This window comes from Pigmentiphaga sp. (assembly GCF_033795525.1).
GTDB lineage: Bacteria > Pseudomonadota > Gammaproteobacteria > Burkholderiales > Burkholderiaceae_B > Pigmentiphaga.
On record NZ_JARYGM010000002.1, the window covers coordinates 760,565 to 782,583 of the forward strand.

Annotated in this window: 20 protein-coding genes and 1 pseudogene; 10 read left to right on the forward strand and 11 right to left on the reverse strand. The window is 65.0% G+C overall.

Annotated elements, in window-relative coordinates:
* Window positions 1-24: 24 nt before the first annotated feature.
* The 5 genes from QHC78_RS08315 to selD all read right to left on the reverse strand — a co-directional run bounded on the left by QHC78_RS08315 (window position 25) and on the right by selD (window position 4,873).
* A complete protein-coding gene (locus tag QHC78_RS08315; RefSeq protein WP_319743406.1) occupies window positions 25-504 on the reverse strand; it encodes a VOC family protein in 480 nt (159 codons plus the stop codon).
* A gap of 51 nt (window positions 505-555) precedes the next feature.
* Window positions 556-1,887, reverse strand: a complete 1,332-nt coding sequence (locus QHC78_RS08320; protein ID WP_319743486.1) for a 3-deoxy-D-arabino-heptulosonate 7-phosphate synthase — start codon at window positions 1,885-1,887, stop codon at window positions 556-558.
* A 53-nt stretch (window positions 1,888-1,940) separates the two neighbouring features.
* Window positions 1,941-2,387 (reverse strand): SRPBCC family protein, encoded by a 447-nt coding sequence (locus tag QHC78_RS08325; RefSeq protein ID WP_319743407.1) that lies wholly within the window; start codon window positions 2,385-2,387, stop codon window positions 1,941-1,943.
* A 351-nt stretch (window positions 2,388-2,738) separates the two neighbouring features.
* A complete protein-coding gene (gene mnmH / locus QHC78_RS08330; RefSeq protein ID WP_319743408.1) occupies window positions 2,739-3,839 on the reverse strand; it encodes a tRNA 2-selenouridine(34) synthase MnmH in 1,101 nt (366 codons plus the stop codon).
* Window positions 3,839-4,873: a selenide, water dikinase SelD gene (selD, locus tag QHC78_RS08335; RefSeq protein WP_319743409.1), complete on the reverse strand. Its 1,035-nt coding sequence runs from the start codon at window positions 4,871-4,873 to the stop codon at window positions 3,839-3,841. Before selD ends, mnmH begins: the two co-directional genes overlap by 1 nt.
* 163 nt (window positions 4,874-5,036) lie before the next feature.
* On the opposite strand from selD, the pseudogene QHC78_RS08340 reads away from it, so the two are divergent.
* The 6 genes and pseudogenes from QHC78_RS08340 to QHC78_RS08365 all read left to right on the forward strand — a co-directional run bounded on the left by QHC78_RS08340 (window position 5,037) and on the right by QHC78_RS08365 (window position 12,799).
* Window positions 5,037-5,401 (forward strand): annotated as a pseudogene (locus QHC78_RS08340) (glutathione S-transferase).
* Window positions 5,402-5,620: 219 nt separating this feature from the next.
* Window positions 5,621-8,323, forward strand: a complete 2,703-nt coding sequence (acnA, locus tag QHC78_RS08345; protein WP_319743410.1) for an aconitate hydratase AcnA — start codon at window positions 5,621-5,623, stop codon at window positions 8,321-8,323.
* A 94-nt stretch (window positions 8,324-8,417) separates the two neighbouring features.
* The gene (locus QHC78_RS08350; protein WP_319743487.1) at window positions 8,418-9,317 is read left to right on the forward strand and encodes a LysR family transcriptional regulator; all 900 of its coding nucleotides are present in this window, start codon (window positions 8,418-8,420) and stop codon (window positions 9,315-9,317) included.
* Window positions 9,318-9,439: 122 nt separating this feature from the next.
* Entirely contained in the window at window positions 9,440-10,636 is a 1,197-nt protein-coding gene (locus QHC78_RS08355) for a CaiB/BaiF CoA transferase family protein (RefSeq protein ID WP_319743411.1), read from the forward strand.
* Window positions 10,633-11,580 carry a hydroxymethylglutaryl-CoA lyase gene (locus tag QHC78_RS08360; RefSeq protein WP_319743412.1) on the forward strand — a complete coding sequence of 316 codons (948 nt, stop codon included), beginning with the start codon at window positions 10,633-10,635 and terminating at the stop codon, window positions 11,578-11,580. The genes QHC78_RS08355 and QHC78_RS08360 overlap by 4 nt, the downstream gene beginning before the upstream one ends.
* Before the next feature lie 31 nt (window positions 11,581-11,611).
* Window positions 11,612-12,799, forward strand: a complete 1,188-nt coding sequence (locus QHC78_RS08365) for a DUF2863 family protein (protein ID WP_319743413.1) — start codon at window positions 11,612-11,614, stop codon at window positions 12,797-12,799.
* A 17-nt stretch (window positions 12,800-12,816) separates the two neighbouring features.
* Here QHC78_RS08365 and QHC78_RS08370 read toward each other — a convergent pair whose 3' ends face one another.
* On the reverse strand, window positions 12,817-13,812 hold the full coding sequence (locus QHC78_RS08370) for a bile acid:sodium symporter family protein (protein WP_319743414.1): 996 nt from the start codon (window positions 13,810-13,812) through the stop codon (window positions 12,817-12,819).
* A gap of 235 nt (window positions 13,813-14,047) precedes the next feature.
* Here QHC78_RS08370 and QHC78_RS08375 point away from each other — a divergent pair, with 235 nt between their 5' ends.
* Window positions 14,048-14,770 (forward strand): glutathione binding-like protein, encoded by a 723-nt coding sequence (locus QHC78_RS08375; RefSeq protein WP_319743415.1) that lies wholly within the window; start codon window positions 14,048-14,050, stop codon window positions 14,768-14,770.
* A 33-nt stretch (window positions 14,771-14,803) separates the two neighbouring features.
* On the opposite strand, the gene QHC78_RS08380 is transcribed toward QHC78_RS08375, so the two are convergent.
* On the reverse strand, window positions 14,804-15,481 hold the full coding sequence (locus tag QHC78_RS08380; protein ID WP_319743416.1) for an LrgB family protein: 678 nt from the start codon (window positions 15,479-15,481) through the stop codon (window positions 14,804-14,806).
* Window positions 15,478-15,891: a CidA/LrgA family protein gene (locus QHC78_RS08385; RefSeq protein WP_319743417.1), complete on the reverse strand. Its 414-nt coding sequence runs from the start codon at window positions 15,889-15,891 to the stop codon at window positions 15,478-15,480. The genes QHC78_RS08380 and QHC78_RS08385 overlap by 4 nt, the downstream gene beginning before the upstream one ends.
* Window positions 15,892-15,986: 95 nt before the next feature.
* Here QHC78_RS08385 and QHC78_RS08390 point away from each other — a divergent pair, with 95 nt between their 5' ends.
* The 3 genes from QHC78_RS08390 (at window position 15,987) to efp (ending at window position 18,780) form a co-directional block, all read left to right on the forward strand.
* Window positions 15,987-16,919, forward strand: a complete 933-nt coding sequence (locus QHC78_RS08390; protein ID WP_319743418.1) for a LysR family transcriptional regulator — start codon at window positions 15,987-15,989, stop codon at window positions 16,917-16,919.
* Window positions 16,919-18,019, forward strand: coding sequence for an elongation factor P maturation arginine rhamnosyltransferase EarP (earP, locus tag QHC78_RS08395; protein WP_319743419.1), 1,101 nt, complete (start codon window positions 16,919-16,921; stop codon window positions 18,017-18,019). The genes QHC78_RS08390 and earP overlap by 1 nt, the downstream gene beginning before the upstream one ends.
* Window positions 18,020-18,222: 203 nt before the next feature.
* Entirely contained in the window at window positions 18,223-18,780 is a 558-nt protein-coding gene (gene efp / locus QHC78_RS08400) for an elongation factor P (RefSeq protein WP_319743420.1), read from the forward strand.
* A gap of 52 nt (window positions 18,781-18,832) precedes the next feature.
* Here the strand turns inward: efp and QHC78_RS08405 are convergent, their stop codons facing one another.
* The 3 genes from QHC78_RS08405 to QHC78_RS08415 all read right to left on the reverse strand — a co-directional run bounded on the left by QHC78_RS08405 (window position 18,833) and on the right by QHC78_RS08415 (window position 21,760).
* Window positions 18,833-19,285, reverse strand: coding sequence for a DUF1178 family protein (locus tag QHC78_RS08405; RefSeq protein WP_319743421.1), 453 nt, complete (start codon window positions 19,283-19,285; stop codon window positions 18,833-18,835).
* A 99-nt stretch (window positions 19,286-19,384) separates the two neighbouring features.
* On the reverse strand, window positions 19,385-21,241 hold the full coding sequence (locus QHC78_RS08410; protein WP_319743422.1) for a diguanylate cyclase domain-containing protein: 1,857 nt from the start codon (window positions 21,239-21,241) through the stop codon (window positions 19,385-19,387).
* Between the two features lie 69 nt (window positions 21,242-21,310).
* Complete coding sequence (locus QHC78_RS08415; protein WP_319743423.1) at window positions 21,311-21,760, reverse strand: low affinity iron permease family protein; 450 nt, start codon at window positions 21,758-21,760, stop codon at window positions 21,311-21,313.
* Between the last annotated feature and the right edge of the window lie 259 nt (window positions 21,761-22,019).

A 22,019-nucleotide genomic window follows, 5' to 3' on the forward strand; every position in this document is an offset into this window, starting at 1 on the left:
AATGCGCTCGGGGGCGAGGTGGCGTCAGCCGCGCCGCGCTGCCTCGATGGCCGCGACGTCGATCTTTTTCATTTGCATCATGGCATCGAAAACGCGCTTGGCGGTCGCGCGGTCGGGATCAGCCAATGCTTCCGTCAGAATGCGCGGCGTGATCTGCCACGATATTCCCCATTTGTCCTTGCACCAGCCACACACGCTTTCCTGGCCGCCGTTGTCGACGATCGCGCTCCACAGGCGATCGGTTTCCGCCTGGTCGTCGGTTGCGACCTGGAACGAGAACGCCTCATTGTGGCTGACCATGGGCCCGCCGTTCAGCCCCAGGCAAGGGATGCCCATGACGGTGAACTCGACCGTCAAGACATCGCCCTGTTTGCCGGCGGGATAATCGCCGGGCGCAAGAAGAACGGCTCCCACCGCACTGTCCGGAAACGTGTCGGCATAGAACTCGGCGGCTTCCAGGGCGGTGCCGTCGTACCAGAGACAAATCGTGTTCTTGCTGACCATTTTGCTCTCCCACCCGTGAGGGTATGTAGGTTTTTCGTCGCAGCCGCGGCCTCAGGCCCTGCCGGCGGCGCCGTCTGTCGTGCCGCCGACGGCGGCGGACAGGTCTTCGGTATGCACCATCAATTCCCGTACCTGGAGCATCGCCGGGTACTGGCAAAGCACAGCCGCCCATCGGGGCGACGTCCATAACTCCCGCCAGATGGAGTCGAGATCCCGCGGATCCGCGTGCGAGCCGTCGATCAGCGCAGCGGCAAACGCCAGGCTGGCCGGTGCCGACAGGAGCTGCATCCGGCTCGCGGCACTAAGCAGGCGCGGTCCGGTTTCGGCCGGCGCATTACTGCAATAAAGTACCGTCCTCGTCAGATCCTTCACGGTGGTAGGCAGCGCGCTAAGCGACTCTCCACGCAGGCACACCATCCCTTGCCGAGTCTTGAACGCGTACACGGTGCCTGCTTGCGCCTGTGCAAGCAGGCGCAAGCCCCGCAACAGCCGCGGATAGTCCGTCGTTGCGGCATCCACGGAGGCCTTGGCCTCGACCAGCAAGCATAGGTCCCACGCCGGTGCATCGCCGACGGTCTTCGCCTGCCTGAGCAAGACCGCATCCCACTCGGTCTTGGCACGCTCGCGATTGGCTGCGAGCGAAGCCGGTACGTGCATCGCGGTCACGACGCGATAGACGCCCTGACGCCCTTCATCCTGCTCGAGGCGCCGCGCCAGTGCTTCCACGGCCTGGGTGGCAAGGGCTTCAACAGCCGCGCCACGCCGCTGCGACGCGACGCCCTGCGCAACGGCGGTCGGGCTTCCCGATCGAGGGCCATGCCTATCCCACAGAGCCCGGTACCGGCGCACCTGCTCGTCCGACACCAAGGCTTCAAGACGCAGCAAGCGCGCCAACGCGGGACTGTCTTGCAACACCATCAAGTCACGCACCAAGGATGGTCGCTCCACGACATCGGGCATGGCCAGCAGACCCCTGACCGTCGCCTCGACGGCCGACCAGGACCCCGCGCATGCGGACGCATGCAAGTCAGCCAGCGCCTCGCGTCGCTCACCGGCCAAATGGCGCCGCAGCTTGGCGGGATGCGCGATCCGGTTCACGGCCGCGCCGACCACGCGGCGGTCCCGGCCGGCGTGCGCAACTAGCGAGGCGTACTCGCGCACCGCTGCCGCCCGGTGCCGAAGCACCATGGCCTGGAAAGCAGGATCTCCCGACTCCTCCCGCAGCGCATCTCGAATGATCTGCGACAGTGCTTCGACGAAATGACGCTGCACGGCAGCGTCCGGCATTTCGCCTCGCGCCGCCGCCTGGCGGGCCTGCTCGATCGTTGCCGCGAGCAACGTCGCCGGACCTGCGTTTTCCAAGGACACCGATGCCGGGTCCATAGCCGGTAGGCGATAACGGCGGACCACGGAGCGAAGGATCTCGTCCAGCAACGTCAATCCGGAATTTCCGGCTCGACCAGTTTGGCCAGCTGGGCGAGGCACTCCTGCCAACCCAGGTAGCACATCTCGACCGGGATCACCTCGGGCAAGCCCTCCTGCAGAATCTCCAGCTCCGTACCGCAAGCAACCTGTTTGAGCGAAATGGTCGCATGCATCACGCCCGGCAGGTTCGGATCGTCGAACCGGTCCGAGTAGCGGATTTTTTCGAACGGAACCAGTTCGAGATACTCGCCGCCGAAGGAATGACTGTTGCCGCTGCCGAAGTTACGGAAGGACATTTTGAAGGTGCCGCCCACCTTCACGTCCATATGATGGACTTGGCAGGTGAATCCATAGGGAGGCAGCCATTTCGCGATCGCATCGGGCTCGAGGAAGGCGCGATAGACGCGTTCTGGGGTGGCGCGCAGGACGCGGTGCAAGCGGACGGTTCCAGTAGCCATGGGGATTCTCCTTTCATCAGGGTGGATGTCTCTCTACGACGAACCAACCGCCCGGGAATCGACACATCGACATCTAGGGGAAACCCTTATATCGGCAGCCTTGGTGGGCATGCAGCCTTCTGCGGTCTTATCGAACAAGGCCGTACTGCCTGCCCGTACTACATTATGGAATCGGTCTCGACATCGAGATGGGCCCGCGGTTCGTGATCAACTCGCTGAATGATGACCTGCACCTCGCCCGGCCTTGTCTCGAGCTGAATGAATCGCCCGCTGGAGTCCACCTCCTGTGGCAGTGGACATCCGAGCGCCGCGCTCCACCACATATAGGATGAGGGCCGGAAACGGCGCCCGCTACGCCGGCGGATCGGCCCTGAAGTAATCGAGCACCGCCCGCTGGTCCCCGGCAAAGACAATGCGCGAACCCTTCGCCTTGCGCTGGTAGGCATACATCGGATCGTAGTACTCCACCAGCAGCTCCTCAATCCATGCCCGGTGCGCCCGGACCTCACCGCTGCGGGCCTGCTCGGCCAGCGCCGCGTCCATGATGGCCGCCAACCGCTGGTGCCGCTCTCCGCCCAGCCGCCTGCGGATATTGTCCAGGCTCTGCCGCAGGCGCTGTCCGAACTGCGCCCCGCCCTGTTCCTGGCCATGGATCTGGACGAACTCCGCGCTCAGGTCGATGACGTAATCGCGCAATATGCGCTCGACCCGGTTCTCCAGCGTGTCTTCCAGCCACACGATGGGATAGCCCTGCATGCCTTCATAAAGACTGAGCGGCACGCTGCAACTGCCGATGGCATGGCTCTCGTCCTCCAGGACGAACCGGTCCAGCCCGGCATCGCGTTTCTTCAGGATGTCGACGGCTACGCGGTTCTCGAAATCGATCTGCGCCGGCTGTGCCGTGGCATGCTTGCCGAAGCTTGACCCACGATGGTTGGCATGCGCCTCCAGGTCCAGGCCGTTGGCCAGCTGCTGCAGCACTTCCGTCTTGCCCGTGCCGGTCATCCCTCCCAGCACCACGAACCGGCACTCCGCCACGGCCTGCTCGATGGTCTGCAGCAGGAAACCGCGCATGGCTTTATACCCGCCGACAACGCGCGGATACGCAATGCCCGCCTCTTCCTTGAGCCATGTCTGCACGATTTGCGAACGCAAGCCGCCGCGAAAACAATAGAGGCATCCATCGGGATGGGCCCGGGCGAAATCCGCCCATGCGGCGATACGCTCGGCCTTGGTCCGGCCGCTGACCAGCTTGTGGCCCAGCGCAATGGCAGCATCCTGGCCCTGCTGCTTGTAGCAGGTACCGACCTTCTGGCGTTCGATATCCGTCATCAGGGGAAGATTGACAGCCCCCGGGAAGGCGCCTTTGCCGAACTCGATGGGCGCGCGCGTATCCATCATCGGCACGCCGCGCAGGAACAGCGCGCGATAGTCGTCGATGTCGCCGCGCATCACACCACTTCGACCGCGTAAGACTGTCGCTCGATCAACTCGCCGATAGGCTCGAGCGCCAACCCGGATTCGGTCGCCGCAGCCAGGAACTCCGCCTCGCCTTCGGGCGCCACCGCGACGAGCAAGCCGCCGCTGGTCTGGGGGTCGCACAGCAGGTCGATCCGGTCCTGGCTGATGGGCGCAATGCGCTCGCCATAGCTATCGAAGTTACGGCCCGTGCCGCCGGGCACACACCCCTCTGCCAGGTAGTAGTCCACGCCAGGCAGCCGCGGCACCTTGCCATATTCGACGCGGGCACTGAGGCCGCTGCCATCGGCCATCTCGACCAAGTGGCCGAGCAGGCCGAAGCCCGTGACATCGGTCATGGCCTTGACCCCCGCCAGCCTGCCGAAGCGGCTGCCGGGCTTGTTCAGCGTGCACATCCAATCCCGCGCCAGGTTCGCGTCCTCGGGGCGCAGCCTGGCCTTTTTCTCCGCGGTCGTCAGGATGCCTATGCCCAACGGCTTGGTCAGGTACAGTTTGCAACCCACCGTCGCAGTGTCGTTGCGCTTGAGCCGGGCCTTCTCGACCACCCCCGTTACCGCCAGGCCGAAGATCGGCTCAGGCGCGTCGATGGAATGGCCGCCCGCCAGCGGGATGCCCGCTGCGTCGCAGGCCGCGCGGCCGCCGCGCACCACATCGCGGGCGACCTCGGGCGGCAGCAGGTTGACCGGCCAGCCCAGGATGGCGATAGCCAGCAGCGGGTCGCCGCCCATGGCATAGATGTCGCTGATGGCGTTGGTCGCCGCGATACGGCCGAAGTCGAACGGATCGTCGACGATGGGCATGAAAAAGTCGGTGGTCGACACCACGCCGCGTTCGTCGTCCAGGCCGTAGACGGCCGCGTCGTCGCGCGATGCATTGCCCACCCACAGCCTGGGGTCGAGATTCTGCGCGCCGCTGCCCGCCAGGATCACCTCCAGGACCTTGGGCGAGATCTTGCAGCCGCAGCCGGCGCCGTGGCTGTACTGGGTCAGGCGTATGGAATTGCTCATGATGATTCGTAATGACGGTATGAGTTCATTCTAAAGCACCCCATCTGCTCCGCCGGCCGGTCATGCTGTCGAGGCATCTAGCCAGGGACAGTCGCGGCGCGTATAACGGGCAGGACGTATACACACCCGCCGACAGGATCTGCCTTGGGGGAGGAGCACGATGATGAAACTGTATGGATTCGGGCCGACGCGTTCACTGCGCGCGCTCTGGGCCCTTCGAGAGCTGGACGCGGACTTCGAGTTCGTACCCGTCAATCTCCGCGCCGGAGAGCATCGGCGTCCTGCCTTTCTCCGCCTGAACCCCGCCGGAAAATTGCCGGTGCTGGTCGACGATGACCTCGTCCTCACGGAATCCGCCGCATGAGCATCGCTGATTGCGTGACCGCCTACGTCCTGGACTGGAGCAACGAAAACGGATTGCTGGAGGGCTTTTCCAACCTCAAGGCATACCTGGAACGGATGTACGCCCGCCCGAAGGCGCCGCCACGCATCGCACAAGCCATGACAGCCGTGCAATCGCCCGGCTGACCGCTCCCTCGCAATTGCTCGGTCAAGCGCTGCCCTCGCCACCCGCTGCCGCTCAAGAACCCACGCTCAAATGAAAATTCCGCGGAACCTTCTTGAACTTGACTGTCTTATATCTTATATAAGACATAGGATCTACCCCTACCCAAATTGGCGCAGCCGATACATCGCACCGACGCACCATAAGTGGTAGATTTATTCGGTTTTCCTTCGGAGCTGATCATGCCGCACAACACGTTCAAAACACTGAAAGAGTTCAAGGTCGGCAACAAATCCGGCCAGTACTATTCCCTCCCGGCGCTGGGCAAGGCCCTGGGCGTGGCGGTCGAGCGATTGCCGGTCTCCATCCGCATCGTGCTGGAATCGGTGTTGCGCAACTGCGACGGCAAGAAAGTCACCGAAGAACACATCAAGCAGCTAGCCAACTGGAAACCCAACGCCAAGCGCGAAGACGAAATCCCCTTCGTCGTGGCGCGCGTGGTCCTGCAGGATTTCACGGGCGTCCCGCTGCTGGCCGACCTCGCCGCCATGCGCAACGTCGCGGCCAAGCTGGGCAAGAATGCCAAGGCCATCGAGCCGCTGGTTCCGGTGGACCTGGTCGTCGACCACTCCGTCATGATCGACGAATACGGCAAGAAGAACGCGCTCGACCTCAACATGAAGCTGGAATTCAAGCGCAACCACGAGCGCTACCAGTTCATGAAGTGGGGCATGCAGGCGTTCGACACCTTCGGCGTCGTCCCGCCGGGATTCGGCATCGTCCACCAGGTGAACCTCGAATACCTGGCCCGCGGCGTGCACAAGCGCGACAACGTCTACTACCCCGACTCGCTGGTGGGCACCGATAGCCACACCACCATGATCAACGGCATTGGCGTCGTCGGCTGGGGCGTGGGCGGCATCGAGGCCGAAGCCGCGATGCTGGGCCAACCGGTCTACATCCTGACGCCCGACGTCGTCGGCGTCGAGCTCAAGGGCCGCCTGCGGGAAGGCGTGACCGCCACCGACCTGGTGCTGACCATTACCGAGATGCTGCGCCGCGAAAAAGTGGTGGGCAAGTTCGTCGAGTTCTGTGGCCCCGGCACGGCCAGCCTGACCGTGTCCGAGCGCGCCACCATCGGCAACATGGCACCCGAGTACGGTGCCACGATGGGCTTTTTCCCCGTGGATGAACGCACCATCGACTTCTTCAAGGGCACCGGCCGCACCAAGGAAGAAATCGAGGCCTTCGAAGCCTACTACCGTGCCCAGAAGATGTTCGGCGTACCCGACGCCAAGGACATCGTCTACACCAAGCTGCTGACGCTGGACCTCTCCACGGTCGCGCCCTCGCTGGCCGGGCCCAAGCGTCCGCAGGACCGCATCGAGATCGGCCACGTCAAGCGCACCTTCACGGAACTGTTCAGCAAGCCGGTGGCCGAGAACGGTTTCTCCCAGCCTGCCGAGAAACTCGATCAGGAATTCAAGACCGATAACGGCATCACGGTGCAAAACGGCGACATCCTGATCGCCGCCATCACGTCCTGCACCAACACGTCCAACCCCAGCGTGCTGCTGGCTGCCGGGCTGCTGGCCAAGAAGGCCGTCAAGGCGGGACTCACGGTCAAGCCGCACATCAAGACCTCGCTTGCCCCCGGGTCGCGCGTGGTCACCGAGTACCTCGAGAAAACGGATTTGCTGCCCTACCTCGAGCAACTGGGCTTCAGCGTCGCAGCCTATGGCTGCACGACCTGCATCGGCAACGCGGGCGACCTTGCTCCCGAACTGAACGAGGTCATCACCAAGAACGACCTGGTGTGCGCCGCGGTGCTGTCGGGCAACCGCAACTTCGAAGCCCGCATCCATCCCAACATCAAGGCCAACTTCCTGGCCTCGCCGCCGCTGGTCGTGGCCTACGCCATCGCCGGCACCATGAAGCGCGACTTGATGACCGAACCGGTGGGCCGCGGCACCAAGGGCGACGTCTACCTGGGCGATATCTGGCCGACCCAGGCAGAAATCGAAAAACTGATGAAATACGCGCTCGACCCGAAGGCGTTCAAGAGCAACTACGCCCAGGTCAAGACCAATCCCGGCAAGCTTTGGCAGGAAATCGAGGGCGTGGCCGGACAGGTCTACACCTGGCCCAAGTCCACCTACATCGCCGAACCTCCCTTCTTCGAGGACTTCGCGATGGAGCCGGGTGCAGCCAGTGCCGTGGTCAAGGGCGCCCGCGCGCTGGGCTTGTTCGGCGACTCCATCACCACCGACCACATCTCGCCTGCCGGCTCGATCAAGGAAAGCTCGCCCGCCGGTCAGTATCTGCTTGCAAACGGGGTGATGAAGGCGGACTTCAACAGCTACGGTTCGCGCCGGGGCAACCATGAGGTCATGATGCGCGGCACCTTCGCCAACGTGCGCATCAAGAACCTGATGATCCCGCCCAACCCCGACGGCACCCGCGTGGAAGGCGGCTTCACGATCCACCAGCCCAGCGGCGAACAGATGTCGATCTACGACGCCGCCATGAAGTACATCGCGGAAGGCACGCCCACCGTGGTCTTCGGCGGCGAGGAATACGGCACCGGATCGTCGCGCGACTGGGCGGCCAAGGGCACGCAGCTGCTGGGCGTCAAGGCGGTCGTCGCACGCAGCTTCGAACGCATCCATCGCAGCAATCTCGTCGGCATGGGCGTGCTGCCGCTGCAGTTCAAGGGCTCGGACAGCATCCAGAGCCTGAACATCACCGGCCGCGAAACCTATGACATCACTGGCCTGGAGAACGGCATCAAGCCCCAGCAGGACGTCACGCTGACCATCCACTACCAGGACGGTACCACCAAGCAGGTTCCGCTGCTGTTGCGCATCGATACGCCCATCGAGGTGGACTACTACAACCACGGCGGCATCCTGCCCTTCGTGCTGCGCCAGTTGCTGGCAGCCTGAAGACGCGGGCCCCGCGCCGGCCGACGCACCAGGCCTGCGCTCCGATGCCCTGGCGGCAGCGGGCGCAGGCCTTGCCATTTGCGGAGTCCACGTGATCAATCTTTCGCGCTTCGATCTCGTCACCCTGGCGCTGTTCGTGGCCACCGCGCGCCAGGGCAGCATCTCGGCCGGCGCGCGCCGGCTGAACCTGGCGGTGGGCGCGGCCAGCCGCCGCATCGCCGACCTGGAGGATGCGGTCAAGACCCCCCTCTTCTATCGGCACGCCTCCGGGGTGGAGCTGACCGGACCCGGGCAGGCCTGCCTGCAGCACGCGATGCGCATCCTGCAGGACGTCGAGCGGATGGCCGGCATGATGTCGGACTACGCCACCGGCGCCCGGGGGCAGGTGCGGATCGCCGCCAACACCTCCTCCATCACGCAGTTCCTGCCGGAAGACCTGGCGGGTTTCATGGCGCGGCATCCCGGCATCCGCGTCGAACTCGAGGAACAGAACAGTTCCGCCATCGTGGCGTCGATAGCCGAGAACCGCGCCGACGTGGGCATCTTCGCGGACCGCACGCCGGCACCGGGCCTGGTGACCTACCCCTACCGGGAGGACGAACTGGTGTTGATCGTCCCGCGCGCCCATTCGCTGGCGGCGCGTGGTGTCGTATCCTTCCGCGACACGCTGGACTACGAGTACGTCAGCCTGCCCGACGCCACGTCGCTGGCGAGCCGGATGCTGGAGGAAAGCAGCCGGCTCGACCACCCCCTCAAGCTGCGGATCCAGGTCCGCAGTTTCGACGGCATCTGCCGCATGGTGGCAACGGGCATGGGGATAGGCATCCTGCCCCGCATCGCGGCCGCACCGCACGCCCAGTCGATGGACCTGGTCCTGGTCGCGCTGGATGACCCCTGGGCCCGACGCAGCCTGCTGTTGGGCGTACGCTCGCCGGAGGCGCTCACCGCACCGGCACGCCTGCTGGCGGCGCATCTGTGCGCGGATATGGCCTAGCCGCATCGGACGGTCCGCTTTCGCGGTTCGACAAACCCCGTTTGCCCGATCGCCCATTTCCCCACCGCAGCATTTCGTCCACACTGTCGTCCTCCGTATCACGACGACAAACAAGAGACGCCATGCCACGCCAGATTCTCGAGGGTATCCGCATCCTGGAACTGGGCCAGCTGATTGCCGGCCCCTTTGCTGCCAGGACCCTGGCCGATTTCGGGGCCGAAGTCATCAAGATCGAACCCCCTGGTCAGGGCGACCCGTTGCGCAAATGGCGCATGCTGCACGAAGGCACATCGGTATGGTGGGAGGCCCAATCGCGCAGCAAGCAGTCGGTGTGCGTGGACCTGCGGCAGGCCGAGGGCCAGGAGCTGGTCCGCAAGCTGGCGGCCGAGGCCGACGTGCTGATCGAGAACTTCCGACCCGGCACCATGGAAAAATGGGGCCTGTCCTGGGAAGCCCTGCACGCGATGAACCCGCGCCTGATCATGCTGCGGGTGTCCGGCTATGGCCAGACCGGCGTCAAGCGCGACGAGCCCGGCTTTGCCGCCATTGCCGAGGCCATGGCCGGATTGCGCTACCTGACCGGCGAGCCGGGACGGCCGCCCGTGCGCGCCGGCTTGTCGCTGGGCGACACCATCGCCGGGCTGCATGGCGCCCTGGGCGTGCTGCTGGCCCTCTATGACCGGGACGCACGCGGGGGCCAAGGCCAATTGATCGACACGGCTCTGTACGAAAGCGTGTTCAACCTGAGCGAGAGCCTGTTGCCCGAATATTCGGTGTTCGGTGCGGTGCGCCAACCTGCCGGAGGCGCGCTGCCCGGCATTGCTCCTTCGAACGCCTACTTGTGCGGGGATGGCGAATACGTCCTGATCGCAGCCAATGGCGACGGCATCTTCGTGCGCCTGATGCGCCGCATGGGGCGCGACGACCTGGCGGACGACCCGGCCCTCGCCCACAACGATGGACGCGCGCAGCGGGCAGAGGAGCTCGACGCCGCCATCGGCGCCTGGACCGGCACGCTGGACAGCACTGCCGTGCTGGATGCCCTGCGCGAGGCCGATGTACCGGCCGGACGTATCTACACGGCGCGCGACATCGCGGCAGACCCCCACTACCGGGCGCGCGGAATGATCGAGGAAGTCACGGCCGCCAGCGGGCTCAAGGTCGAAATGCCCGGCGTCGTACCCAAGCTTTCCGCCCGTCCCGGGGTCATCCGTCATCGCGCCCCGACGCTGGGCGAACACACCGACGCCGTTCTGCGCCGCGCCGGCCTGGACGATGCGGCGCTGCACGCGTTGCGCGGCAAGGGCGTGATCGCATGAAGACAGGTCCCGGACGAATCGCCATCAATGAAGTGGGTCCCCGCGACGGCCTCCAGATCGAACCGGTGTTCGTCGCCACTGACGACAAGGTGGCCCTGGTGGATGCCTTGTCCGGCTGCGGCTTCGCCCGTATCGAGGTCACCAGCTTCACGTCTGCCAGGGCCATTCCCGCGCTGGCCGACGCCGAAGCCGTAATGCAGCGGATCCGGCGCCGGCCCGACGTGGTCTACACCTGCCTGGTCCCCAATCTGCGCGGCATGGAACGCGCGCTGGACAGCGGCACCGACGAACTCAACCTGGTGATGTCGGTCAGCGAGACCCATAACCGGGCCAACCTGCGCATGACCCGCGACCAATCCACGACGCAACTGCTTGCCATGCTGGAGCGCGCCCGGGCGGCCGGCGTGCCTTGCAACGTGTCCTTGTCTACCACCTTCGGGTGCCCTTTCGAGGGCGAGGTCCCGTCCTCCGAAGTCGCCCGCCTGGCCCAGATGTTTGCCCAAGCCGGCGCCTCCGGCATTACGCTGTGCGACACCACAGGCATGGCCTATCCCACGCAGGTCGCGGATTTGTGCGCATCGCTGTCCGCCTGCCTGCCCGCCTCGGCCCCGCTCACCATCCACCTGCACAACACCCGGGGCATGGCCTTGGCCAACGCGCTGGCCGCATGGCAGGCCGGCGTGAGCCGCTTCGACGCTGCGGCGGGAGGACTGGGCGGATGCCCCTATGCGCCCGGTGCCAGCGGCAACGTCAACACCGAAGAGCTGGTGCACATGTTCGAGAGCATGGGCGTGGAAACCGGTGTCTCCCTGGTCCCGCTGCTGGACATCGTGGCCAAGCTGCCCGGCCTTGTCGAGCGGCCGCTTCCCAACCAATTGCTGGCCGCCGGCCCGCGCCTGCGCAGCCACCCGGCGCCGGGGAGATACACTAGCGGATTAGACTAATCATTTCTGTCAGCCCGATCCTGACCCATCCATGGCCCGTTCCCGCAGCAAATCCTCTTCCCGCCTCAACCGCGACGCCGAAAAGCTGGTGTCGCTGTCCCTGTCGCTCAACGGCTCGGGCAGCCGGGTCGAAGATCTATTCTGGGAGCGGGAGCTCGCAGCCTTGCTCGAAAAACTCATGCATGGCGGCCAGGACGCGACGATAGAAGCGGCCCTCGAGACCCTGTACCAACGCAACGCCGGCGCCTACGAGATCCTGGTCGAGCAGGCCGAGACGCTGTCCGAATCGATCACCCTGCAAAAGGACGGCCAGGACCACGACGTCCTGCTGATCGTCGCACCGGTCGTCGCATGGACGCGTTTCAGCATCCCCCATGGCCCGATCCGCGCCGATCTGCAGGCGGCCCTGCAGGCCCACCTGCACGGCCATATCCTGGCCGGCGAAGCCCGGCTGGCCTTGGCGCCGGACCTCTATAGCATCGACCAGATGCCACGCTCGTTCAGCGCCACCCGACAATGGCTGGCACGCCTGGGCGCGCAGGCCCTGGAGCTGCCGCTCCCGCGAACGGCGCCGGTCGAAACCGAAGTCGCCAACCTGCTGGCCGATACTCGCTACGTGGTAGGCGCGGTGGCCGTACCCCAGGGGGCGCCGGTATTCCGGTGGCAAGAAAACCCCGGCAAGCCGGACCCGACGCGGGAAAGCTGCCTGGCGCAATGGGTAGCGCAGGCCACGCCCCTGTTCGCGGACCTGCTGCCGGGATGCGGCTTCGAATGCCTGCTGCCGGACGCCTACTACGTCAACAACCGCGAAGCCGACCGGCGGGTGCGGCCGCTCTCGCTGCGCGCTTCCGTGGCTTGGCTGGAAGCGACGCTGGACCTCGAGCCGGACCAGCTGCGTGCGGTCATCGCCGCCTGCGGCGAGACGGAGGTCGAAGAGTATCGCATCGGCTTCACCCAGCGGCACAGCAACGATGTCCTGTACGGCTGCGCGTGGCCGCTATTCGGCCGCGACGACGACAATCCGGACATGCCTGCCATCGACCTGATCGCCGACCTGCTGCGCGAGCTGGGCGTGACCGACCTGCGCAAGCTGTCCGGCCTGCTACCCATGGAATTCTGCGATGATTGCGGCGCGCCCTACTTTCCCAACCCCTTGGGGGAACTGGTTCACGCCGAACCTCCGGAAGACGTGGACCCCACCCCCGTCCATTTCCACTGACCGCCCGCCCGGCCGGCTCAAGCCGCCTTGGCGTCGGCCGCCGGCGCTGCTTCCGGACGGCTGGCATAGCGCCGAACCAGCACGGCACATACCATCAGCTGCATCTGGTGGAAGATCATGAGAGGCAGCACGATGGCGCCCGCGGTGCTGCTTGACAGCAGGACCTTGGCCATCGGGATGCCGGTGGCCAGGCTTTTCTTGGAGCCGCAGAAGACGATGGTGATTTCGTCTTCCTTCGAAAATCCGAGGGCGCGGCTCACGCAGGTGGTAACCAGCAGCGCCGCGGCAAGAATGACCGCGCACACCAGCACGACACCCGCCAGGGTTGCCGAGGAAGTCTGATGCCACAAACCGCTGACGACCGCTTCGCTGAAGGCCGTGTACACGACCAGCAGGATGGAGCCCTGGTCTATGCTCTTGACTAGGCCGCGATGGCGCGCCACCCAACCGCCTATCCACCGGCGCATGAGCTGACCGAGCACGAACGGCAGCAGCAGCTGCACCAGTATCTTGCCCACGGCCTCGAAGGAAACGCCCGATTCGCCGCTCGTGCTCATCAGGAACTTGACCAGTAGCGGGGTCAGGAAAATGCCCAGCAGGCTGGATGCCGAGGCGCTGCAAATAGCAGCCGGCACGTTGCCGCGTGCCACGGAAGTGAGCGCGATCGCAGATTGGACGGTGGCGGGGAGCGCACACAGAAAGAGGATGCCGAGGTACAGGTCCGGTGTCACGAGCGGCGCCAGCAGCGGCTTGAAGGCCAGCCCCAGCAGGGGAAACATCACGAACGTAAAGGCAAAGATCAGCAGGTGCAGCCGCCAGTGGGTGGCGCCGGCCACGATGGCCTCGCGTGAAAGTTTGGCCCCATGGAGGAAAAAGAGCAGGCCGATGGCGACGTTGGTGAGCCAGTCGAACGCCACCGCCGCCTGTCCGGAGCAGGGAAAAAAGCTCGCCAACGTGACGACGACGATCAGGCTGAGGGTGAAATTGTCGGGAAGAAAACGCGGACGAGTCATGAGGGGGTGAGCCAATAAACGCGAGGCGGGCCGCGAACCGTGGCGGGCCCGTCTGAGGGTAAACGCGGATTATCTCCCTTCGGCGCTCCCCTGCCCAGCCCGCCATTGATGCATCTGCTGTGCGCCGTGGTCAAAAATGCCTACGCAATTCCCTTGGGAATATGCGCCTTTAGGCCACGAGGCGAGGTCTTTGTCGCATAATCGCAGCCAATTCGCCCTCTTTCCGGAGTCCCGCATGACCGACAAGACCACCAAGCCGGCCCAACAGCCCATCCAGGTCTACTCCTGGCCCACGCCCAATGGCCACAAAGTGCACATCATGCTCGAAGAGTGCAAGCTCCCCTACGAGGTGACGCCCGTCAACATCGGCGCCGGCGACCAGTTCAAGGAAGAATTCCTCGCGATCAGCCCCAACAACAGGATCCCCGCCATCGTCGACCCCGAGGGGCCCGACGGCAAGCCCATCTCGCTGTTCGAATCGGGGGCCATCCTGGTCTACTTGGCGGGCAAGACCGGCAAGTTCCTGGGCAAGACCGACCGCGAGCGCTACGCCACGCTGCAATGGCTGATGTTCCAGATGGGCGGCGTCGGCCCCATGTTCGGCCAGGCCCACCACTTCCGGCTGTATGCGCCGGAACGCATCGAATACGCCACCAATCGCTACACCAACGAAGCCCGGCGCCTGTACGGCGTGATGGACAAGCAGCTTTCCAAGCACGCCTTCCTGGCCGGCCGGGCCTACACCATCGCCGACATCGCCACTTGGCCCTGGACCCGGTCGCACGCGAACCAGGGCGTGGACCTGGCCGATTTTCCCAACGTCAAGCGCTGGTTCGACGAAATCCAGAGCCGGCCTGCGGCGCAGCGCGGCGTCCAGGTACTGGCCGACCTGCGCAAGCCGCAAGACGCCACCGCCAAGGAAAACCTGTTCGGCGCCACGCAGTACCAGCGACGCTGAGCGGCGGCGGCCGCCCCGGGGCGCCGGCTCTTGTCAGGCCAGCCATAGGCCCAGCAACGGGGCCAGCAACACCATGGCCAGGCCGCTGAAAATCATCAACAGGCTGGCTATTACGCCGGCCTCTTCTCCCAGCTCCCGCGCCCTGGCGGTGCCGAGCGCGTGGGCCGCGGCCCCGTATGATGCGCCGGAGGCCAAACCCGAGCGGCGCGGCATGAGGGCCAGGATCCCTTCCCCGGTCAACAGGCCGACCAGCCCGGTAAACATCACGAACATCGCGGCCAGATCCGCGTTGCCGCCCAGCTTGTCGGCGGTTGCCAGCGCGAAGGGTGTGGAAATGGACCTCACCAGCAGGCTATGCGCCACTTCCGGCGCCAGGTGGAACAGCCGGGCCAACGCCCACGAGCTTCCCACTCCTGCCGCCATCCCCACCGCAGTCCCGAGGGCCAAGGCTGGCCAGAGCTCCCGGATCAGCCGCCGGTACTGGTAGATCGGCACGGCAAATGCCACCGTCGCCGGCCCCAGGAACCAGAGCAGCACACGCGTGTCGGCCGTGTATTCGTCCAGCGGAATGCCGGTGACCAACAGCAACGCCAGCAACGCCGCTGGCGTGAGCAGGATCGGGTGCGTCCAGAGCCTGGGATGGCGAGCGTAGAGGCCCTTGTTGAGGTAATACACGACCACCGTCGCCAACAGGCAGAAAGCGACGATCATGCAGCCTCCTCATGACGGGCGGGCGGACGGGCCCGTACGCGCCGCCGGCGCACGGCCCATTCCACGGTCAAGGCAGTCGCCAGCATAACGCAGGCATTCCCCAACACAATGACGGCGAGCAGTTTCAGCCCCTCGCTGGCGAGCAGGTCGCGATAGCGCACCATCGCCACGGCCGCGGGAACGAAGAACACCAGCATGTCGGCCAGCAGCCACCGCGCGCCCTGGTCGATGCGGTGCAGAGGCAATTTGCCGCTCAGCAACAGCGCCAGGACCACGAACAGTCCCACCACGCCACCCGGTATGGGCAAGCCTATCCGGCGCACCAGTTCATCAGCCGCCCACCACACGGCGACCAAGGCCAGGACTTGCGTAATGCGGGCGGTCAGGATGGAGAAACGAGAAGCTTGCATAAACAAACCTAGGGTATACACCTAGCATTCTACGCACGCGCATTCCATATATAAAGTGAATAAAATCAATAATTAAAATTCCATTCTGGAATGAAATGGACCTGCGCACATTGCGGTACTTCGTCGAGGTCATCCACCGCCAGAGCTACACGGCCGCGGCCAGGGCGCTCTTCGTTACACAGCCTACGGTCAGCAAGATGATCAAGCAGCTCGAAGACGAAGTCGGCACGCCGGTACTGCGTAAAGCCGGCCGGCGTCTCGAACCCACCGATGCCGGCCGCGTCGTCCTGGAGCGCGGCAGCCAGCTCCTGGCCTTGCATGCGCAATTGCAGGCGGAACTGGCCGACGTCCAGCACGTGGGACGCGGCGAACTCGTGCTCGGCATTCCACCCCTGGCCCACCACTTGCTCGCGCCGTTGCTGGGCCGCTTCCACCACGACTACCCCCAGATCGAACTCAAGCTGTTCGAACGCGGCTCGCGTACGGTGGAAGAGGAACTGCGGGCAGGCACGCTGGAGATCGGCGCCATGCTGCTGCCGGCCGACGAGAACGAGTACGAAACGTTGCCCATATGCAATTTCCCGCTGCAATTGATCGTGCCAGCGTCGTCGCGATGGGCCGACCGCGGCCGCGTACGCTTGGCGGAACTCGCCGCCGAGCCCTTCATCTTCTACGGCGAAGGCTTCGTCCTCAACGAAGTCGTCCACGATGCGTGCGTCCGGGCGGGTTTCTCCCCCAGGATTGCCGGCCGCAGCAGCCAGTGGGATTTCATGGCGTCCATGGTGGCCGCCGGCGTCGGGGTTGCCCTGCTTCCGGAGCTGTTCAGCCGCCAGCTCGATCGCTCTCGTCTGGCGGTCGTCCCGCTCGAAGCACCCCAGCTGTGGTGGCACATGGCCTTTGCCTGGCGCCGAGGCCGTTATCTCTCGTTCGCCGCCCGGGCGTGGCTGGACCTGGCGCGGCGCATGCTGCCTGGCGACGGTGCCCAGGCAGGCGATAATGACAGCCTTTGGAACGGGGAAAACCGCTGATGCGCGTCGATATCTTCTGCCGGATCGTCGATAACTACGGCGACATCGGCGTGTGCTGGCGGCTTGCGCGGCAACTGCACCTCGAGCGGCGCTGGCAAGTGCGGCTGTGGGTGGATGACCTGGCCGTCGTGGCGCGCCTGGTGCCGAGCGTGGATCCCCGCCGGGCCGCGCAACACGCAGACGGCCTGGAAGTGGTGCACTGGACCCGCCCGGCGCCCCCGCTGATGCCCGGCGACGTGGTCATCGAAGCGTTTGCCTGCGACCCTCCGGCGGAGTTCGTACAGCGGATGCGCGACCAGGTCCGGCCACCGGTCTGGATCAACCTGGAATACCTGAGTGCGGAAGACTGGGTCGAAAGCTGCCATGCCCTGCCATCGCCCCAACCTGGCGGCTTGCGCAAATACTTCTTCTTCCCCGGCTTCACGCCGGCGACCGGGGGGCTGCTGCGCGAGGGCGGGCTGCTCGCCGAGCGGGATGCCCTGCAAGCGGATTCTCGCGAACGCGCGGCCTTCCTGCAGCGGATCGGGCTGCCCGGGCCGCACCCGGAAGAACGGCTGGTCACGCTGTTCTGCTACCCGGACGCCCCGGCCACGACACTGGCCGATGTCCTGGCAGCCGGAAACGAGCCCACCGTGCTGGCCATCCCCCCGGGCGTCGCGCCCTACCTGCCAGACGCCGTCCGCGGCAACTTGCGCGTGATGCGCATGCCCTTCCTGCCCCAGCCGGACTACGACCGCCTGCTCTGGAGCGCGGACCTGAACTTCGTACGCGGCGAAGACTCGTTCGTCCGTGCCCAATGGGCCGGGCGGCCCCTGGTCTGGCACATCTATCCCCAGGCCGAGGCGGCGCACGTCGATAAGCTCCACGCATGGCTGCGCCGCTACCCTGCTCCCGCTGCCGCCCATGCGTTACAAGGCGCGTGGAACGGCGAAACGGCCGCCGCCCGGTTCGGAGACCTCCTGGCCCAGGTGCTCGCCCCGGAGGTTTTCCAACTTTGGCGCCGGGCTGCCCGCCAATGGAGCGACGCACTGGGCGCCCAGGCCGATTTGGCCACGAAATTGGCCGATTTTTGCCAGAAAGTGCAGGAAAACAGCGCCTGAACCTAGCGTGCCCGAGCCCGGCCACGCTATACTAGTAGGCTGCACAATTTTTGTTTACGGCTCCTTATTGCTAGCCCCTGCGTCTTCCGTCCGGAGACGTTCCAGGCGGGTCTATCGAAGGGGCTTCTGTCAGACCCTACATGGCATTTACGGCGCGGGCGCCGGTTGCCACTAGAGTCGCCTCCCTAAGGTTGATTTCCAGCATGAAGATCGCTCAGGAACTGCGCGTCGGCAACGTCATCATGGTCGGCAAGGATCCCCTCGTCGTACAAAAGGCCGAATACAACAAGTCGGGCCGCAACGCCGCCGTCGTCAAGCTCAAGCTCAAGAACCTCCTGACCGGCTCGGGCACCGAATCGGTCTACAAGGCGGACGAGAAATTCGAGGTGCTGATCCTCGAACGCCGCGAATGCACGTACTCCTACTTCGCCGATCCCATGTACGTGTTCATGGACGCCGAGTACAACCAGTACGAAGTCGAAGCCGAGAGCATGGGCGACGCGCTGAACTACCTCGAAGAAGGCATGCCCGTCGAGGTCGTCTTCTACGAAGGCCGCGCGATCTCCATCGAACTGCCCACCATCGTCGTGCGCGAGATCACCTATACCGAGCCTGCCGTACGCGGCGACACCTCGGGCAAGGTAATGAAGCCGGCCAAGATCAATACCGGTTTCGAGCTGCCCGTTCCGCTGTTCTGCGAAATCGGCGACAAGATCGAAATCGATACCCGCACCGGCGAATACCGCAGCCGGGTGAAGTAAGCCCGGCGTAGCCGGCCTCCCCTACACGCTTGCAGCAGGGCGCAAACGCGCGCTACTGCAAGCGGTCGTCGTCCAGCAGCGCAGGAATGGGGGTGACGGCGATGCCTTCTTCCGCCAAAGACTTCCGTTCTTCCGGCGTCGCTACACCGCGGATGGGCCGCTCGGGCGCATCACCGTGATGGATGGCCCGGGCTTCGGCCGCGAAACGCTCGCCGACGTTTTCGGTCTGGCGCAGAAGCTGCCGCAGGTGCTGCAGCGCCTTTGCCTGCATGCCCGCCGTAACGGCGGACGCCCTGCCGCTCTCGGCCGGGGTTTCGGCAGGGGCCTTGGCACCCGAGACGTTCAGCATCGGGGCCGACAATTTCTTATCGATGGATGTGCTATTGCACAAAGGGCAGCTGATGAGCCCGCGTTCGCGCTGCGTATCGAAATCGGCGTGCGAACTGAACCAGCCCTCGAATACGTGGCCGTGCTCGCATTGCAGATCAAAAACCTTGTATGCCATAGGAAATGCGCCTTTGCGCACATGCGCGGCGCGGTCTACCTTTCGATAACTCTATGGTACCCCAAAGCGCGGCCCTTCCTGGAGCCCGCCCGCCGCGCGCTATAGCGACCGCGACGCCGCCGCTGAGGGCGGTTCGTACACGCAGGTGCGGTTGCGCCCCTGGCGCTTGGCGGCATAGAGCGCGGCATCGGCCTGGCGCACCAGCAAGGCGGCCGACAGCCCCTCTTCCGGAATCATGGCGTCGACGCCTATGCTGACCGTCATCAGTCCCTGCTCCCCCTTCAGGTGGGGGATACGGGCATCCAGGGTGGCACGCCGGATGTTCTCGGCCAGCAAGTAGGCGCCCTCGATGTCGGTGCCCGGCAGCAGCACGGCAAACTCCTCGCCCCCGTAGCGCGCAGCGATGTCGCTCGGCCGCCGCAGGTTGCTGCGTATCAGTTGGGCGATGGTGCGCAGGTATTGGTCGCCGTGCTGGTGGCCATAATGGTCGTTCAGGGCCTTGAAGTGATCGGCATCGATCAGCAACAGCGCCAGCGAAGTCTGTTCGCGCAACGCACGGCGCCATTCCCGTTCCAGCGCCTCGTCGAAACGGCGCCGGTTCCCCAGGTTGGTCAGGCCGTCCGTGGCGGCCATGGCCAGCAACTGGGCATTCTCCGCCTCCAGGGCCTCTTCGGCCTCCTTGCGGCGGGAGACATCCCGGACATTGAGTACATAGCCTTCGTCGCCCATTTCCAGCGGCAGACGCCGGACGCTGGCCTCCAGCCATACCCAGGAGGCATCGCGATGCCGGGCCGGGAAAGTCAGCTGGCGCGGCCAGGACTGCTCGTCGTCCGAGAACAGCGGCACATAGTCGGCCCGCACGAAATCGTTGATGCTGTGTCCTTCGATGTCGGCGGGCGCCCAGCCCAGCACGTCACGGATGGCGGGCGAGATATACGTCACCAGACCGTCGGCCCGGCACATGGCGATCATGTCGGCCGAGTTTTCGGCCAGCACCCGGTACCTGGCTTCGTTGCGCGATGCGCTGCGCTCGGCGGCCAGGCGCAATGTGAATTCCCGCCGCAGCTTCCACACCAGCGCCATGGTCCCGATGCACAGAAGCAGCGTCATGAGGCCTATGCCCACGGCCTTGTTCCGCCACCCCGCGTAGATATCGGTATCGGCCATGCCAACCACAACGATGAGCGGCCGCGAAGGCACCGCCGTAAACGCGTAAAGCCTGCTCAGGCCGTCGGCAGGGCCTTCTGCCTGGTAGGACCCGCTCTGGACCGCCGGGTAGTGCTTGAACAGTTTGAGATTGGTGACTTCCCTGCCCGCCATCCCGGGGATGGCCGGAAATCGCGCGATCACCGATCCATCGCCCCGCACCAGCGCGATGACGCCGTTGCGGCTCAGATCCAATTGGCGGAACAAGTTTTCCAGATAGGCAACCTGCAGGGTTCCGACCACAACGCCGCCAAAACTGCCGTCGGGACGGGCGATGCGCCGGCTCACCGCGATCGACCATTGGCCCGTCATGCGCGACAGGAACGGCCGGCTGACGTACAGCCCGACGTCGGCCGAGTCCTTGTGCACACGGAAATAGTCCCGGTGGGCGAAGGCCATCCCGCGCGCCCGCACCGACCTTGAATCGGTCAACACGTTTCCGGAGGCGTCCAGCAGGATCAAGGCGCCGATGCCGCGCATCCTGGGCAGGTTGCCGAACAGCAATTGATGCCTGCGATAGGCGTCGAGCCCGGCGTTTTCGGCCAGCCGCAAGTCGTGCAATATGGACTGCAGGGATAAGTCGACCAGCTCGATATCGCGGCCGATGCCGTCGGCGACGACTCGGCTGAGGTTGACGGTCGCGTCCCTAGCCGCTCGCCTGGCATCCTGGCGGGTGTCATACAGCGCTGCCGCACATGCCAGGCCGAAACACGCGACTACCAAGGTGGCCCACAACGTTAGCCAGCGCATGGACCGATCACAGGTTACAAAAAGTCAACCGGGACTATACATCCAACAACCGTCGCGGCTGCCTAGGTCTTAACCTTGGTTTGCATTCTCCGTGCGGGAGCGGCCTCGCCCCGCCGCCCTTTCGGCCATCGCGTGGTAGCGCTCGCTAAGCCGGCGCAAATGGTCCTCATCCATCGTCTCGATGGCCACCAATTTGCTGCTGGCGCCCTCCACGGCGCCCAGCAATTCGTCCAGCTTCAGGTGGAGGGCCTCGCTGTCCTTGTTCTGGCTGCGCTGGATCAGGAACACCATCAAGAACGTGACAATGGTGGTCCCTGTATTGACCACGAGCTGCCAGGTTTCCGAGAAATCGAACAACGGACCCAACGTGGCCCACAACACAATAGCTCCAAAGGCCACGCTGAAGGCCGGCGGCGAGCCCGTGGCGCGGGTCACCCCCGTGGCAAAACGATCGAATATCAGGCGGCTCTTGCCGTTTTTCAGGCCCTTGCCGTTTTTCAGCTTGCCGGCGTTGTTCATCGCCATCTCCCGAAGTACCGACGGCCTGGTCCAGCAAACGGCATACCCGCCTGGCGACGGTGACACGCTGAGGAATGGTGCGCCCGGCCGGAATCGAACCGGCACGCCTCGCGGCTGCGGATTTTCTTACCCGCTACTGCTCGCGCAGCCGGATTGCGGCAAGGCAATACCGTTTGGGGTCTGGACTCTGCCTTGACCATCGCAACACGGCGAGCTGCCGCCGTTGCCTTAGGTCCCCGCCGTCGAGTCTCTACACACG

Coding starts and splice junctions, on each gene's coding strand:
- QHC78_RS08370 (WP_319743414.1), bottom strand. CDS start 13,812: ATGACTCGTCCGCGTTTTCTTCCCGACAATTTCACCCTCAGCCTGATC.
- selD (WP_319743409.1), bottom strand. CDS start 4,873: ATGAGCAATTCCATACGCCTGACCCAGTACAGCCACGGCGCCGGCTGC.
- QHC78_RS08325 (WP_319743407.1), bottom strand. CDS start 2,387: ATGGCTACTGGAACCGTCCGCTTGCACCGCGTCCTGCGCGCCACCCCA.
- QHC78_RS08365 (WP_319743413.1), top strand. CDS start 11,612: ATGGCCCGTTCCCGCAGCAAATCCTCTTCCCGCCTCAACCGCGACGCC.
- QHC78_RS08320 (WP_319743486.1), bottom strand. CDS start 1,887: ATGGACCCGGCATCGGTGTCCTTGGAAAACGCAGGTCCGGCGACGTTG.
- QHC78_RS08360 (WP_319743412.1), top strand. CDS start 10,633: ATGAAGACAGGTCCCGGACGAATCGCCATCAATGAAGTGGGTCCCCGC.
- QHC78_RS08390 (WP_319743418.1), top strand. CDS start 15,987: ATGGACCTGCGCACATTGCGGTACTTCGTCGAGGTCATCCACCGCCAG.
- earP (WP_319743419.1), top strand. CDS start 16,919: ATGCGCGTCGATATCTTCTGCCGGATCGTCGATAACTACGGCGACATC.
- acnA (WP_319743410.1), top strand. CDS start 5,621: ATGCCGCACAACACGTTCAAAACACTGAAAGAGTTCAAGGTCGGCAAC.
- mnmH (WP_319743408.1), bottom strand. CDS start 3,839: ATGCGCGGCGACATCGACGACTATCGCGCGCTGTTCCTGCGCGGCGTG.
- QHC78_RS08385 (WP_319743417.1), bottom strand. CDS start 15,891: ATGCAAGCTTCTCGTTTCTCCATCCTGACCGCCCGCATTACGCAAGTC.
- QHC78_RS08375 (WP_319743415.1), top strand. CDS start 14,048: ATGACCGACAAGACCACCAAGCCGGCCCAACAGCCCATCCAGGTCTAC.
- QHC78_RS08410 (WP_319743422.1), bottom strand. CDS start 21,241: ATGCGCTGGCTAACGTTGTGGGCCACCTTGGTAGTCGCGTGTTTCGGC.
- QHC78_RS08380 (WP_319743416.1), bottom strand. CDS start 15,481: ATGATCGTCGCTTTCTGCCTGTTGGCGACGGTGGTCGTGTATTACCTC.
- QHC78_RS08315 (WP_319743406.1), bottom strand. CDS start 504: ATGGTCAGCAAGAACACGATTTGTCTCTGGTACGACGGCACCGCCCTG.
- QHC78_RS08405 (WP_319743421.1), bottom strand. CDS start 19,285: ATGGCATACAAGGTTTTTGATCTGCAATGCGAGCACGGCCACGTATTC.
- efp (WP_319743420.1), top strand. CDS start 18,223: ATGAAGATCGCTCAGGAACTGCGCGTCGGCAACGTCATCATGGTCGGC.
- QHC78_RS08415 (WP_319743423.1), bottom strand. CDS start 21,760: ATGAACAACGCCGGCAAGCTGAAAAACGGCAAGGGCCTGAAAAACGGC.
- QHC78_RS08355 (WP_319743411.1), top strand. CDS start 9,440: ATGCCACGCCAGATTCTCGAGGGTATCCGCATCCTGGAACTGGGCCAG.